Source organism: Xanthomonas hortorum pv. cynarae (assembly GCF_002939985.1).
GTDB lineage: Bacteria > Pseudomonadota > Gammaproteobacteria > Xanthomonadales > Xanthomonadaceae > Xanthomonas > Xanthomonas hortorum_D.
On sequence record NZ_MDFM01000011.1, the window covers coordinates 108,868 to 122,832 of the forward strand.

At 64.2% G+C, this 13,965-nt stretch carries 10 protein-coding genes; 5 read left to right on the forward strand and 5 right to left on the reverse strand.

Features of this window, described 5'->3' with window-relative positions:
* Nucleotides 1–558 precede the first annotated feature (558 nt).
* The gene (locus XcyCFBP4188_RS09800) at nucleotides 559–3,045 is read left to right on the forward strand and encodes a GH92 family glycosyl hydrolase (RefSeq protein ID WP_043911155.1); all 2,487 of its coding nucleotides are present in this window, start codon (nucleotides 559–561) and stop codon (nucleotides 3,043–3,045) included.
* A 350-nt stretch (nucleotides 3,046–3,395) separates the two neighbouring features.
* On the opposite strand, the gene XcyCFBP4188_RS09805 is transcribed toward XcyCFBP4188_RS09800, so the two are convergent.
* Both XcyCFBP4188_RS09805 and XcyCFBP4188_RS09810 read right to left on the reverse strand, forming a co-directional pair.
* On the reverse strand, nucleotides 3,396–4,811 hold the full coding sequence (locus XcyCFBP4188_RS09805; protein WP_074056183.1) for an amino acid permease: 1,416 nt from the start codon (nucleotides 4,809–4,811) through the stop codon (nucleotides 3,396–3,398).
* A gap of 334 nt (nucleotides 4,812–5,145) precedes the next feature.
* Nucleotides 5,146–5,769: a glutathione S-transferase family protein gene (locus XcyCFBP4188_RS09810; RefSeq protein ID WP_104592019.1), complete on the reverse strand. Its 624-nt coding sequence runs from the start codon at nucleotides 5,767–5,769 to the stop codon at nucleotides 5,146–5,148.
* A 355-nt stretch (nucleotides 5,770–6,124) separates the two neighbouring features.
* Here XcyCFBP4188_RS09810 and XcyCFBP4188_RS09815 point away from each other — a divergent pair, with 355 nt between their 5' ends.
* The 4 genes from XcyCFBP4188_RS09815 (at nucleotide 6,125) to XcyCFBP4188_RS09830 (ending at nucleotide 9,629) form a co-directional block, all read left to right on the forward strand.
* On the forward strand, nucleotides 6,125–7,711 hold the full coding sequence (locus XcyCFBP4188_RS09815) for a DNA recombination protein RmuC (protein WP_104592020.1): 1,587 nt from the start codon (nucleotides 6,125–6,127) through the stop codon (nucleotides 7,709–7,711).
* A gap of 239 nt (nucleotides 7,712–7,950) precedes the next feature.
* Nucleotides 7,951–8,331 (forward strand): hypothetical protein, encoded by a 381-nt coding sequence (locus XcyCFBP4188_RS09820; protein WP_104592021.1) that lies wholly within the window; start codon nucleotides 7,951–7,953, stop codon nucleotides 8,329–8,331.
* Nucleotides 8,332–8,548: 217 nt separating this feature from the next.
* Complete coding sequence (locus tag XcyCFBP4188_RS09825; protein WP_043911151.1) at nucleotides 8,549–9,097, forward strand: glutathione peroxidase; 549 nt, start codon at nucleotides 8,549–8,551, stop codon at nucleotides 9,095–9,097.
* 112 nt (nucleotides 9,098–9,209) lie between these two features.
* Nucleotides 9,210–9,629, forward strand: a complete 420-nt coding sequence (locus XcyCFBP4188_RS09830) for a lysozyme inhibitor LprI family protein (RefSeq protein ID WP_157732768.1) — start codon at nucleotides 9,210–9,212, stop codon at nucleotides 9,627–9,629.
* Nucleotides 9,630–9,775: 146 nt separating this feature from the next.
* Here the strand turns inward: XcyCFBP4188_RS09830 and XcyCFBP4188_RS09835 are convergent, their stop codons facing one another.
* From XcyCFBP4188_RS09835 to XcyCFBP4188_RS09845, 3 genes are all read right to left on the reverse strand, one after another.
* Nucleotides 9,776–11,389, reverse strand: a complete 1,614-nt coding sequence (locus XcyCFBP4188_RS09835; protein WP_006451563.1) for a GMC family oxidoreductase — start codon at nucleotides 11,387–11,389, stop codon at nucleotides 9,776–9,778.
* A 252-nt stretch (nucleotides 11,390–11,641) separates the two neighbouring features.
* Nucleotides 11,642–12,625, reverse strand: coding sequence for an AraC family transcriptional regulator (locus XcyCFBP4188_RS09840; protein ID WP_104592022.1), 984 nt, complete (start codon nucleotides 12,623–12,625; stop codon nucleotides 11,642–11,644).
* Between the two features lie 273 nt (nucleotides 12,626–12,898).
* On the reverse strand, nucleotides 12,899–13,960 hold the full coding sequence (locus tag XcyCFBP4188_RS09845) for an MlaA family lipoprotein (protein WP_006451565.1): 1,062 nt from the start codon (nucleotides 13,958–13,960) through the stop codon (nucleotides 12,899–12,901).
* Nucleotides 13,961–13,965 lie beyond the last annotated feature (5 nt).

Sequence of the window (13,965 nt, forward strand, 5' to 3'; positions counted from 1 at the left end):
CCGCTCCCAGAGACATAGCTCTCCCAGCGACCAAGCCCCCAGGCACCAGGCACCAGGCACCAGGCCTCATCAGGAACCGAACCCTGCAGGAACCAAGCCCCTCTCCCCCCGGGAGAGGGGTTGGGGTGAGGGTCCGGCCCCCGACGCGCAACACGCCCAAAGGGCGCCTCAACCACACGTTCACAGCGCAGCCAAATCGACCCCCAAGCCGGGCTTACCCTTCAGCACCGCTGGCACGCCTCAGAACGGCAGCCCCCGATTGCGCGCAACGGACCGCTTCAACACGTCTAAAACACCCGCAAAACTGCAAGAGCCCGCACACTTTGCTGCGCTGCGGTGTGCGGCAGATGGTTGAGAATGCTTAATCTTTGCCGACACATAGCTGTGACCGCATCGAATTTAGATCGATCCAAGTAAGCCAGTCGGGCGCGAGATCGCGATTACGCTGAGGGTCGTTGCTCGAACGCAGTCGTTGTGCCTCGATCACTGCGTGGTGCAGCGGTCGGCATGGATCCTCCACCTGCGGCTCCGGTCGCCCTCTCCCCCGAGGTGTCTTGCATGCTCTCCGCAGTCCCGTCCAATCGTTCCGTCTCGCAGGGTGCTCCGGCGCCATTCTGGCGCCGCGCCGCCGCCGGCCTATGTCTGCTCGGCATGGTGGTGTCCACACCGCTGGCTGCGCAGGACCCGGCGCAGGTCAACACCTTCATCGGCAGCAAGGACGACGGCAACACTTTCCCGGGCGCCTCGGCCCCGTTCGGCCTGGTCCAGGTCAGCCCGATCGGCGCGCACTACGCCGGCTGGCGCTACGACGACCCCAGCATCCGCGGCTTCGGCCATTCGTTCCTGTCCGGGGCCGGTTGCTGGGAGCAGGGCGGGCAGGTCTCGGTGCTGCCGGTCACCGGCCGCATCGGCCCGGGTGGCGACTTCGATACCGGCGACGCCAAGGCCTTCGACCAGACGCGCTACGCCGCCCGCTACACGCATGATGGCGAGATCGGCCAGGCCGGCTACTACAAGGTGCGCCTGACCGACTACGGCGGCATCGACGCCGAAGCCACTGCGCTCACCCGCGCTGCCGCCGAGCGCTATACCTTCGCCCCCGGCGCCGACACCGGCCATGTGCTGGTCAACCTGGGCCAGGCCAACGATCGCCACGTGGTGATCGGCAGCCAGGTGCAAGTGGTCGGCGACCGCGTGGTCGAAGGCAAACTGACCACGCAAAGCTTCTGCGGCGGCCACGAATACACCACCTGGTTCCGGCTGGAATTCGACCGCCCGTTTACCGCCCACGGGGTCTGGGGCGAAGACGGCGGCGTGCCCGATGCGCGCCACAGCATGGGCGGCGAACTCAAGCCCAACGGCGCCTGGCTCAGCTTCCCGCTGGGCAAGGGCAAGGACGCACGTGCGGTGACCGTGGTCAGCGCCATCTCGCACGTGGACGCCGAAGGTGCACGCAACAACCTGCGCGCCGACGGCAGGCAGGGCGGCAAGCTGCTGGGCCTGGAGCAGATGCGCCAACGCGCGCAACAGGCCTGGCGCAAGGAACTGGCCAGCCTGCAGCTGGACGGCGCCAGCGCCGACGACCGCACCGTGGCCTACACCGCGCTGTATCACGCCCTGCTGCAGCCGCTGACCGGTAGCGACGCCGATGGCCGTTATCGTGGTTATGACGATGCCATCCACCGCGCCGACGGCTGGACCTACTACGAATATTTCTCGCTGTGGGACACCTACCGCTCGCAGAACCAGCTGCTGGCCCTGCTGCAACCGGCGCGCGCACGCGATATCGGCCGCTCGCTGCTGGCCATCCACCAGCAAGGCGGCTGGTTACCGCGCTGGGGCTACGCCAATTACGACACCAACATCATGACCGGCGACCCGGTCACCCCGTTCCTGGTCGACCTGTGGCGCTTCGGCGCGCTGCAGGGCAACGAGGCCGAGGCCTACGCAGCGCTGCGCCAGAACGCCTTCGAACAACCGCCGACCAACTCGCGCCACTCCGGCCGCTCCGGCAATGCCAGTTACCTGGCCAACGGCTTCGTGCAGTACGACCGCGCCTTCCCGTCCAAGGGCATGGACGTGGACCCGCACCACGGCGGCTCGGCCACGCTGGAATACGCACTGGCCGACTGCGCGCTGGCGCAGATGGCACAAGCGCTCGGCCACGGCGACGACAGCGCGCAACTACGCCAACGCGGTGGCAACTGGCACCGCGTCTGGGACGCCGGCGTGCGCGATGCCGACACCGGCTTCAGCGGGTTTCCGCGCCCACGTCTGGAAGACGGCAGCTGGTACGCGCCCTCGGACGATCACTACAGCCCGCGCTCGCAGCACGGCTTCCACGAAGGCACCGCCTGGCAATACCAGTGGCTGTTGCAGCAGGACATCCCCGGCATGCTGCAGGCCATGCACGGCAGCGAACAGGCCGGCAAGCGGCTGGACGCCTTCTTCGCCTACGACGACTTGCTCAAAGACCCGCTCACTGCTGCGCGCGCGCACTGGGTGGTCGGCCCTTACAGCTACTACAACCAGTACCGCTACAACCCCAACAACGAACCCGACCTGCACGCCCCGTGGATGTACACGTTGATCGGCCAACCATGGAAGACCGCCACCGTGGTGCGTGCCGCGCAGCAGTTGTTCACCAACGCCCCCAACGCCCCCAACGGCGTCACCGGCAACGACGATCTGGGCACCATGTCGGCCTGGTATCTGTTCAGCGCCCTGGGCCTGTATCCGGCGGTGCCGGGCAGCGGGCAGTTTCTGCTGCATGCCCCGCGTTTCAGGCGCGCGACGCTGGACCTGGGTAACGGCAAGCGCCTGCGCATCGACGCCCCCGGTGCGGATGGCCGCGCGCTGCAATATGTGGAGGGCGTGCGTTTCAACGGCACACCGCAGCGCCAGGTGTTCCTGGACTGGGCCCAACTGCAGCAGGGCGGCACGCTGTCGTTCGCGCTCACCAAGCAAGCGCCGACCCAAGGCTGGGGCACGCAAGCGGATGCATTACCAATCTCGTTCTGTGCCACGCCTGCAGCCGCGCAGTAACCGCAAGCATCAGGCCGACGGATGAAAGCCCCTCTCCCCCCGGGAGAGGGGTTGGGGTGAGGGTACGGGGCAAAGCCACTTACCAAATTGAATGACATGAGGCTTCGCCCGGACCCTCATCCGCCCTACGGGCACCTTCTCCCAGTGGGAGAAGGGCACAGCTCACCTGCATTTGGCGGCTGAGTACTCATCGCAGCCGCGCAGCACAGCACTGCTAGCACCAACACCTTCCCATCGATGATTCACTCTTGAAGGCGCGTGGCGACGCGTTTGTCATGGTTGGCAATTGAAAGATGTATGAGGCGCCCCTCATCCGCCCTACGGGCACCTTCTCCCGGTGGGAGAAGGGACTAACCCGCCTTGCCCAAGCGACTATTCCGCCGCCCATACGCCACATACACCACCACACCCAGCACGTTCCAGACCAGGAACCACAGCTGCGTCGTACTCGGCAGACTCCAGAACAGATACAGACAGCCCAGGATCGCCACCGGCCCCACCACCCACGCCAATGGGGTGCGGAACGCACGCGCACGGGTCGGCTCACGCACACGCAGCACCAGCAGACACGCCGCCACCGCCGTAAACGCCGCCAAGGTCCCGGCATTGGCCAGCGCGGCAATTTCATCCAACCGCGCCACCCCCGCCAACGCCGCCACCAGCACCGCCGTAAACAACGTCGTCGCCACTGGCGTACCGGTGCGCGCGCTGACCTTGGACAAGCCACGCGGCAGCAGGCCATCGCGCGACATCACAAAGAAGATGCGGCTCTGCCCGTACAGAAACGCCAGCAGCACCGTCGGCAACGCGATGATCGCCACCGCACCGATCACCAGCGCTGCCTTGCCGTGGCCGAGTTCGCGCAGGATCAGCGCCAACGGCTCCGGGCTCTTGCCGAACACGGTGAAGCTCATCGCGCCCACCGCCGACAGCGCCACCAGCACGTAGATCAGCGTGCAGCCGATCATCGAGCCGACGATGCCGATCGACAGATCGCGCCCCGGGTTCTTGGTCTCTTCGGCCGCCGTGGAAATCGCATCGAACCCGTAGAACGCGAAGAAGATGATCGCGGCCGCTGCCATCACCCCGCGCTCCACGCCATCGGGCCCCATCGCCTTGGAGAAGCCGTAGGGCATGAACGGCTGCAGGTTGGCGCTATTGAAGGCCGGCAGCGCGATCGCCACGAACACGCCCAGCGCGATGATCTTCAACACCACCAGCACTGCGTTGAGCGTGGCGCTTTCCTTGGTGCCGGCCATCAGCATGCCGGCCACCAGGAAGGTGATCACCACCGCCGGCAGGTTGACGATGCCGCCTGCGTGCGGCCCGGCCACCAACGCGTGCGGCAACTCCACCCCCAGCCATTGCAGGAAGCCGACGAAATAGCCGGACCAGCCCACCGCCACCGTGCTCACCACCAGCGAGTATTCCAGCACCAGGCTCCAGCCCACCACCCAGGCGATGCTCTCGCCGAGCGCGGTGTAGCTGTAGGTATAGGCGCTGCCGGCGGCAGGCATCATCGTGGCCATTTCCGCATACGCCAGCGCCGCGCAGGCGCACACGATGCCGGCGGCCACGAACGACAACAGCACCGCAGGGCCGGCCTTGTCCGCACCCACGCCGATCAACGTATAGATGCCGGTGCCCACGATCGCGCCAATGCCGAGTGCGATCAGATGCGGCCAACTCAGGCTGCGGACCAGCTGCCGGCCAGCCTCGTGCACGGTGACCTGATCGATGGATTTGCGCCTGAGCCAAGACGACATGCGGACCTCGAAGGAACCAAAAGAATGCGCGAGTGTCGCCCAACGCGCTGCAGCAATGCTATCGGTGGTGATGTTGTTTGGAGTGGCGCGGAGCGGTTGCTACCTTTATGGACAGGGTTTGACGGCCTCTGAAAGGATTCCGTGAAGCCGTACCCTCACCCCAGCCCTTCTCCCGATGGGAGAGGGACTTTTGATTCCTTCTCCCATCGGGAGAAGGTGGCGCGCAGCGCCGGATGAGGGTACGGACAGGCGACGCAGCATCAGCTCGATCGCTGCCTGATCGATGCTTATTCCCCATCCACAACATGCTGCGATCCGGCCAGGTCCAGCACCCCTAAGCCACCCCATTACACCCATGCCGCTGAAACCCGGCGCGCATTCCGAGCTGCGTGTAATACGCCGCCACCGCAGGCAATACCGGCCGCTCGATCGGGCTGGCAAACCAGCGCTGCGTCGATACCCCCAACACGATATCGGCCAAGGTGAAGTTTGCCCCGAGTACGAACGGACCGCCACGCTGCAGCTGTGCGTCGAGGATGGCCATGTGCCGGTTCCATTCGCGCACGCTCGCTGCAATCGCCTGCACATCGGTATGCGCCGCACTGCCGCGCACCGTCGCCATGAACGCGTAACGCCAGGCGTTGTTGAGCTCGGTGGCCTGCCAATCCATCCATTGCTCCACCAATGCACGTGCAGCGGGCGCACTCGGCAGCAGATCGTCGCGTTGGTTACGCGCGGCCAGATACCTGCAGATGGTGTTCGATTCCCACAACACCACAGTGCCATCGCGCATCACCGGTACCAGCGCGTTGGGATTGAGCGCGCGAAACGCTGGCGTGTCCACCGGTGCAAACCCGCTGCCATACGCGTGCAGCGTGTAGTCCAGCGCCAACTCCTCGCATAGCCACAGCACCTTGCGCACATTGATCGAGGTCAGCTTTCCGTAGAGTTCCAGCATGTGATCCTCAATAACCAATGGCGACATAGGGCGATGACGGCGGGCAATGCGCGCACCGTGTGGAAGCAGACGCTGCAATTCTGCATCCATGCCTGCCAACGTACATGCCACCACGCCCGAGTAGTCGCCCCTGCCGTAGCGTTGCCTCTACGGGGAGCTGCGTGGTGCCCTGCATGCAGGTTGGAACCACGTCGGTGATGGGCGCTTCAACGCACTCTGCGCTGGCATGCCAAGCAACACAGGCAGTGAATCAAGATGAGAACTGTGCCACGGCGCAACCCGACACGCCCGTCATCCTGTGCACTGCGTCCACTCTCGACGCAGCCCCTGCGACGGTGGCAGTTACACTGCGCGCATGTCATCCGAATCCCTGATCCTTCTCGGACTGCTCGTCGTAGTCCTCGTGTTGCAGCTGCTCGCGCTGCTGCGGCGTCCCTCCACCACAGGCCTGGAGCTGGCGCTGCGTGCCGAGCAACGCGACGGGCGCGGCGAACTGCGCGAGCAGCTCGAAGGCCTGGCGCGGCAGCAGGACGGCCGCCTGGAAACCTTTGCGCGCAATCTCACCGAGCTCTCCACGCGCACCGACCAGCGCCTGGACCTGCTACGCGACGCACTCGGCGAAGACGCACGCAAGGCGCGCGAAGAAAGTGGCCAGGCCCAACAACGCACCGGCGAACTGCTCACCTTGCGGCTGACCGAATTGCGCACCCAGCTCGAAGGCTTCGGCCAGCAGCAGGAAACCCGCATCCAGGTGTTCGGCCAGCAGCTGACCGAATTGATCGCACGCACCGACACGCACATGGCCACCTTGCGCGAGGCACTGGCCGAAGACGCACGCAAGGGCCGGCAAGAAGCCGGTGAGTCGCAGCAGCGCTTCACCGAGGCCTTGAGCCAGCGCTTGAACGAGCTCACCCAACGCAACGAGCTGCGCATCGGCGAGATGCGCGCCACGCTGGAACAGCAGCTGGCCAACCTGCAGAACGACAACTCCAGCAAGCTCGAACAGATGCGCGCCACCGTCGACGAAAAACTGCAGACCACGCTCAACACGCGCCTGGATGCCTCCTTCAAGATCGTCTCCGAGCGCCTGGAACACGTGCAGCGCGGCCTGGGCGAAATGCAGCAGCTGGCCACCGGGGTGGGCGATCTCAAACGCGTGCTCACCAACGTCAAGAACCGCGGCGGCTGGGGCGAAGTGCAGCTGGAGAACATCCTCGAACAGACGCTTACCGCCGAGCAGTATGCGCGCAGCGTGCGCGTGCGCCCGGACACCAGCGAAGCAGTGGATTTCGCCGTGCGCCTGCCCGGTCGTGGGCACGAAGACACCCCGGTGTGGCTGCCGATCGATTCCAAATTCCCGCGCGAAGATTACGAACGCCTGCTCGACGCGCAGGAAGCCGGCGACATCGAACAGATCCGCCTGCTCGGCAATCAGCTGGAACGCGCGATCCGCATCCAGGCCAAATCGATCAGCGACAAATACATCTGCCCGCCGCACACCACCGATTTCGCCGTGATGTTCCTGCCCACCGAAGGTCTGTATGCCGAAACCATCCGCCGCCCCGGCCTGGTCGATGTGCTGCAGCGCGAACACCGCGTGGTGATCGCCGGCCCCACCACGTTCACCGCGTTGCTCAATAGTCTGCAGATGGGCTTTCGCACGCTCGCCATCGAAAAGCGCTCCAGCGAAGTGTGGGGCCTGCTCGGCGCGGTCAAGAGCGAGTTCGGCAAGTTCGCCGGCATCCTGGAAAAGGCCGAACGCCAGATCAACACCGTCGGCAAGACCCTGGGCGATGCCGGCCGCAAGACCCGCACCATCGAACGGCGCCTGCGCGGCGTGGAAACGCTGTCCAACGAACACTCGCAGGCACTGCTGGACGATGCCGGTAACGACGACGCTGGAAGCAGCAGCGAAGAAGACGCAGGCGACGAGCAGGAGTGATCCAGCCGCATGCCGCGACACCGCGCTGCCATTCCGGCAGGCCAGCGGCACCACAGGAGAGGACAACGTAGGAGCGCACCCGGGCGCGACGAGGCGTTACCGATAACGCCTCATCGCGGCCAGGGCCGCTCCTACAACGGCAGGCGTGCGCCGTGTCATTCCTGCGCCCAACGCCAAGCACACCACGCAGACATCGCCACCGCGATGCTTGCACGCACCTTGTTCAAGAAGAGAGTGCCGTGTCGCGTCGATGGATCTATGCAGGGGTCTGCGCCCTGCTGCTGACCGCATGCAGTAATACTCCGGCTGCCAAGCCGGGCGCTGCAGCGAGCGCCCAACAACCACCGCGCGCAGTCTCTGCTGATGCTGCCGAATGCCGGGCAAAAGGTGGGCAACTACGCCCGGTCGGTCGCATGCAGACGGTGCGCTGCGTGGTGCCGTACGCCGATGCCGGCAAGACCTGCACTGACAACTCCGATTGCAGTGGCGATTGCCTGGCCACCAGCATCGTGCCCGCCGGCACCGCCACTTCGGGTACCTGCCAGCGCGACAGCGACCGCTTCGGTTGCCGCCAGGAAGTGGTCGGCGGCATGGGCCAGGCCGCGCTGTGCATCGATTGATGGCATTGCATGTGCGTAAGCGTTGGCACTGGCGGATCAGCTGATCCGCCAGTGCACGCAGTGGTCGCCAGCTGTCGCAATAGCCGGCCGCAGCAAAGCCAACTGCAGCAACAGAAAGTTGTAAGCAACAGCCAACCGCAAGCACCGTCAGACACCCGCATCGCTCGCTCGGCTTCAGCGGTTTATGCTCTCGGCTCTCCCAGCCCAGGACGTACCGATGAGCCAGACGCTTTACGACATTCCCGTGGCCCGTATCGACGGCGAGCCCGCCACGCTGGCCGACTATCGCGGCAAGGTGTTGCTGGTGGTCAACGTCGCCTCCAAATGCGGCCTGACCCCGCAGTACGAAGGCCTGGAAGCGCTGTATCGCGACAAGCAGGCGGCGGGTCTGGAAGTGCTGGGTTTTCCGGCCAACGACTTCAAGGGCCAGGAGCCCGGCAGCGAGGCGGAGATCGCGCAGTTCTGCCAGCTTACCTATGACGTGACCTTTCCGATGTTCTCCAAGATTGCGGTCACCGGCACGGACACGCATCCGCTGTATCAGCAGCTGACCAGCGCACGTCCACACGCCACCGGCGACGGCCCGATGCGCGAAAAACTGGCCGGCTATGGCATCGAACCCAACCCGGCACCCGGCGTGCTGTGGAACTTCGAAAAATTCCTGATCGCCCGCGATGGCCAGGTCATCGCCCGCTTCGCCCCCGACGTCCCCGCAGACGACGCACGCCTGCGCCAGGCAGTCGATGCAGCATTAGCGACTGCTTGAGCCCCTCTCCCCCCGGGAGAGGGGTTGGGGTGAGGGTACGGCGGAGGCGGAACACGGATGCAGCACGCAAGCCCCATCATCGCGCTAGAACAGACTCCAATAGCCTATGTCGATGCGTTACATCCTTCTCATCCTGACGCTCCTCGGCTGCCCGGCATTGCAGGCAGCACCCCGATGCTTCAACCCAGCCACAACAGCCGAAAGCAACGCATGCTGGAATGACGAAGTCGGCCTATCGCAGGACCGTCTGAATGACTATCTGACCGCCGCGCGCGAAAGGGCGATGACTGTCTTGAATGTTCCAGCCGAGGCGTTCGACAACGCACAAGCGGCTTGGACGAGGTACAAAGATCTTCAATGCGGCAACGTACGCAAGCAGTGGGGCAATGCGACGGTTGGGCCGGCAAAGGCAGCAAGCTGCATCGTCGACCTCAACGATCAGCGGTCGCACGATCTATGGAAACACTATCTCACCTATGTCGACCGCACGCCGTCGATCAGGCCCGAACCTGCGTTGCGTTCTGGCAAATGACATTGCAGCTACGCGATGGCGGATCTGCCACGCTGATCGATTGGTCACGCAGCTGCACGCTCAAAAGAACGGCGACCTGATAGATCGCCGTTCTTGCTCGAGTGATCGAAGCGTTGCACACACGGCGCGATGCGTCGATCAACAGGTCAACAGGTCAACAGCTTGCCAAGGCGTTCGCCGATGATCACGCACGGCGCCATGGTATTGCCGGTCGTCACTCGCGGCATGATGGAGGCATCCGCGATCCGCAACCCGTCGATGCCATAGACCCGCAGCTGCGCGTCCACCACCGACATTGCATCGCGGCCCATCTTCGCCGTGCACGACTGATGCCACACGGTGGAGGCGGTATTGCGCACGAAGTTTTCGAGCCCCTTCCCGTGCAAGGCACCCGGCATGACCTCACGCTTCACGAAGGGACGCATGGATGCGCTGTTGCCGATGTCGCGACAGATCTCCACCCCGCGAACCAGCGCCTGCACGTCTTCCGGTGCCGACAATGCGCCGGTATCGATCTTCAGCGGGTCCATCGGGTCGGATCCGCTCAAGGTGATCGAGCCACGGCTCTTGGGGCGCACCAGCCCCGGCAGCAGCGACCAGGCAGCGGCAGGCGGGTTGAACATCGCCTGCGCCTCGGCACTGGCGATCGGGATTTCCGCAAGAAATGTCTGCAGATCCGGCGTGTCCATGTCTGGATGACTCTTGCAGAAAAAGGTCGATTCGCCGGCATTGTTGCGCGGCGCATACGCTTGCTCATATTCCCAGATGCACCCCGACACCATCATGTGGTCCTGATAATTCTGCCCGACGCCCGGCAAATCCTGTACCACCTCGATCCCGTGTTCGAGCAAATGACCGGCCTCGCCAATACCCGAATGCATCAGGATCTTCGGGGTGTGGAGCGCACCAGCCGAAAGCACGACTTCCTGCCTGGCCTTGATGCGACCAACTTTGCCTGCATGAAGCACTTCAACACCGACTGCCCGCTTGCCTTCCAGCACCACACGCAAGACATGGGCGTGGGTCAGCACCGTCAGGTTCGGCTGTGCCATGAGTGGATAGACGTAGCGTCTGAAGATCGAGCGGCGGTGCCCGTTTTCGATGCAAAGATTGGCGATGGCGGCACCGCTGCCGGCTTCCATCAAGGCACCGTTCTGGTCGTCGAAGGTCGGTATCCCCAAGTGCGCCGCGGCAGACAACATGGCCGGCGCCACCGGATTCGGGTCGGGCGCCGGTTGCACCAGCACCAGGCCGCCGGTACCCCGGCGCTCGGCATCCGGCTCGCCGCGCCAGTCTTCGATACGCCGGTAGGTCGCCAGCGTCGCCGCATAATTCCAGGCCGCATCACCCGACTCGCTGGCAAAGTAATCCCAATCACTGCGGTGCCCGCGTGCCCAGACCATGACGTTGATCGACGAACCGCCGCCGAGCACCTTGCCCATGGAGAGCGGGATCGCACGGTCATTCAAATGCGGATTGGGTTGCGCCTGAAATTGCCAGTCACGCTCGCTGCCCAAATTGGTAAACCAGACCGAAGCGTCGCTGACGCTGGCCACATCGTCGCTGCCGCCCGCCTCCAGCAGCAATACGGTGATGTCAGGGTTTTGCGCCAGGCGGCGTGCGACAACCGAGCCCGACGTGCCCGAGCCACAGATAATGTAATCGTACTCGGCGGCCAGATTGTTTCTTAGGTGACGTTGATTATCGTCGACCCGCCGAGAAAACTCGGCGGTATCTAGTTCAGTGCGGTGCGCTTGCATGCAGAAATCCTTGAAACGTGGACGGGCAGCATCGCCAAGCGCCAGGCGCGACGATACTTGCCGATAAGTCGGCGATGAAAAGAAAAGGAATGGGCGCAATCCGATTGCGCGCTCCGGGCATGAATCAGTTGTTCAACAACGGATCGATTCTATGCCGCGTACCGTCGGATTCTTTTATCTGCAAGGCGCGTGGTACGTGTCCGCGAGGCGCGTTTTGAAATAAGCAAACGCATCTGTTCAAAGCATGCCTGCTCAACGTAGGCGGGGGATCTGCACATGTGAGGGAGACATGGCATAGCAGGCCCGAAACGCACGGCTGAAATGTGCGGCAGTGGCAAACCCGCAACGCCAGGCGATTTCCTGGACGCTTGCCGCCTGCCCATTACTCTCGCTCAACAAGCGGTGCGCGTGCTGCAGGCGCACCTGCCAGACATACCGCATCACACCGCTGTCTTCGGCCCGGAACAGGCGCTGCAAATGTTTGACCGACACATGCGCCGCTGCGGCAACTGCGGCGCTATCGAGCTGCTGATCGCCCAGATGCTGATGGATGTAGCGCTTTGCACGAAACACCACCGCCGCGCCACTGCGCTGCTTCACCGTCTCGGTGGGGGTGGCGAGTATCGCGTCCACCAGATCGAGCAACTGCTGCTCCATCAGATGCCGCATGTGCGTGCTTGGCGAAACGTGCTGCGCGGCGATGCAATGAATCAGATCACGCGTGGCACGCATGTCCGCCGACTCCATATCCGGCACCAGCAAGCCATTCAACGCGTGGCGCAGGCCACGATCGCGCAAACCCGACTTTGGAATCCGCAACACCGTCATTTGGCTGCGTAAGGCAAAGGACTCGCTGAACGCACCACTCGGATCGAGCATGAACATGCTGCCGGCCGCAAAGCGCTGCTGCACGCCGGCCATTTCAATATCGACTTCACCGCCGGTCATGAGTTTCAGATACAGCCATTCCCCCTGCCACGCGGCCTGCTTTTCGCCGGCCGGTGCCAGGGCCATGGCGCTCAGGTCTGCCATGGTCAACACCACATTCCCAAGATTCCAGTGTTGCGTCGTGGAATGTAACGACTTCGATGCGTCGAACGCACAATACAAACCATGCCGTTCAAGCATGACCTCGGACCAGGCCGCTCGCGCATCGGCGCTCGGTTCGAATCGGATAAATTGTTGCTCGAAAGCGGTGACGGCCATGAAGACGTATCTCGGTGACGGCCTCGACATGCCGAGATACCGGAGGTGAGCCGACCAGGCGAGGCCACAAGGTTCACGCGCTCAAGCCGCGTCACCCTACGCTGTTTCCCCATCAATTACCGACTGCGTGCTACGGCTCTGGTAATGGCCCAGGTTGGGGTCGGTATTGAATGCGGTAGAGGGCGCTTTTGAAATGCTCGGTAGTTTCGCCACAGCTGTCGCACTCAGAGCCGCTTTAAAAACAAAAAAGCCCGGGATCGCTCCCGGGCTTTCGTAGTGACTTCAAACCGCGAACTCAACCGATCAGCGAATCCATTGCGGAATCGGCATCGCGTCCACCGGCACGGTGCTGTCCTTGTCTTCGCGCAGATAGTCGGGCAGCTCGGTGTTCTTTTCGCGATGGCTGCGCAGATCGCGCACGATCTGGTAGTTGCGGCGTTGCATCCAGGCATCGCGGGTCAAGGCGTACTCGTCCGGTGCCTGGTCGCGCAGCGAATCCAGCGACATCAGCTGCGAACGCGTATCCACCAGCTGCAAGCCCTGCAGGGCAAAGCGCGCACCGCCATCGTCGACCTGGCGCACCCACGACAGTGGAATATCGCCACCCAGGCCAACGGTGTCGCGCACGGTGCGTGGGCCAAACAGCGGCAGCTCGAAGTAACGCGAGTTACGCCAGCCCCAGGCACCCAGGGTCTGACCGAAGTCTTCGCTGCGGCGCGGAATGCCGGCTGCGGAGGCCGGGTCGAACAGACCGGCCACGCCCAACGTGGAGTTCATCACGAAGCGGCCCAGCGACTGCACCGCATACACCGGGTGGCCCTGCAGCAGCTGGTTGACCATGGTCAGCGGCGTGCCGAGGTTGTCGAAGAAGTTGGTCACGCCCAGGCGCGCCGGACTCGGCACCACCTTGGTGTAGGCGGTCGCCAGCGGACGCGCCACACCGCGGTCCACCGCCATGTTGAAGCGGTGCATGCCGCGGTTGTAGCGCTCCCACGGGTCGTAGGCCGGTGCGCCAGGCTGTGCCGGGGCACCATTGCCGCCGGCTTGCGGCGTGGTGGGGCCATACAGCGCGTCGAAGTCGTCTTCAGCGGCGGTAGGCGCCCCTGAGCTGCTGCCGCTGGCATCGGCGCTGGCCTGGTCGCTGGGCGCAGCGGCAGTGACGGCAGTGGCCGGCAACGCGTCAGGTGCAGCGACTCCGGCAGCGGCCGGCTGCGCGGTCACTCCGGCATCGTCGCGGACCGGTGCTTCAGCACTTGGCGCGATGCTGGTCGCAGCTGCGGGCGGGGCGGACTTCGGCGTCTGGCTGGCGCATGCACCAAGCAGCAGGCAGGCGGCCAATAAAGAGAGGGGGCGTAACTGGGTCATGGGGT

Coding starts and splice junctions, on each gene's coding strand:
- XcyCFBP4188_RS09800 (WP_043911155.1), top strand. CDS start 559: ATGCTCTCCGCAGTCCCGTCCAATCGTTCCGTCTCGCAGGGTGCTCCG.
- XcyCFBP4188_RS09805 (WP_074056183.1), bottom strand. CDS start 4,811: ATGTCGTCTTGGCTCAGGCGCAAATCCATCGATCAGGTCACCGTGCAC.
- XcyCFBP4188_RS09810 (WP_104592019.1), bottom strand. CDS start 5,769: ATGCTGGAACTCTACGGAAAGCTGACCTCGATCAATGTGCGCAAGGTG.
- XcyCFBP4188_RS09815 (WP_104592020.1), top strand. CDS start 6,125: ATGTCATCCGAATCCCTGATCCTTCTCGGACTGCTCGTCGTAGTCCTC.
- XcyCFBP4188_RS09825 (WP_043911151.1), top strand. CDS start 8,549: ATGAGCCAGACGCTTTACGACATTCCCGTGGCCCGTATCGACGGCGAG.
- XcyCFBP4188_RS09830 (WP_157732768.1), top strand. CDS start 9,210: ATGCGTTACATCCTTCTCATCCTGACGCTCCTCGGCTGCCCGGCATTG.
- XcyCFBP4188_RS09835 (WP_006451563.1), bottom strand. CDS start 11,389: ATGCAAGCGCACCGCACTGAACTAGATACCGCCGAGTTTTCTCGGCGG.
- XcyCFBP4188_RS09840 (WP_104592022.1), bottom strand. CDS start 12,625: ATGTCGAGGCCGTCACCGAGATACGTCTTCATGGCCGTCACCGCTTTC.
- XcyCFBP4188_RS09845 (WP_006451565.1), bottom strand. CDS start 13,960: ATGACCCAGTTACGCCCCCTCTCTTTATTGGCCGCCTGCCTGCTGCTT.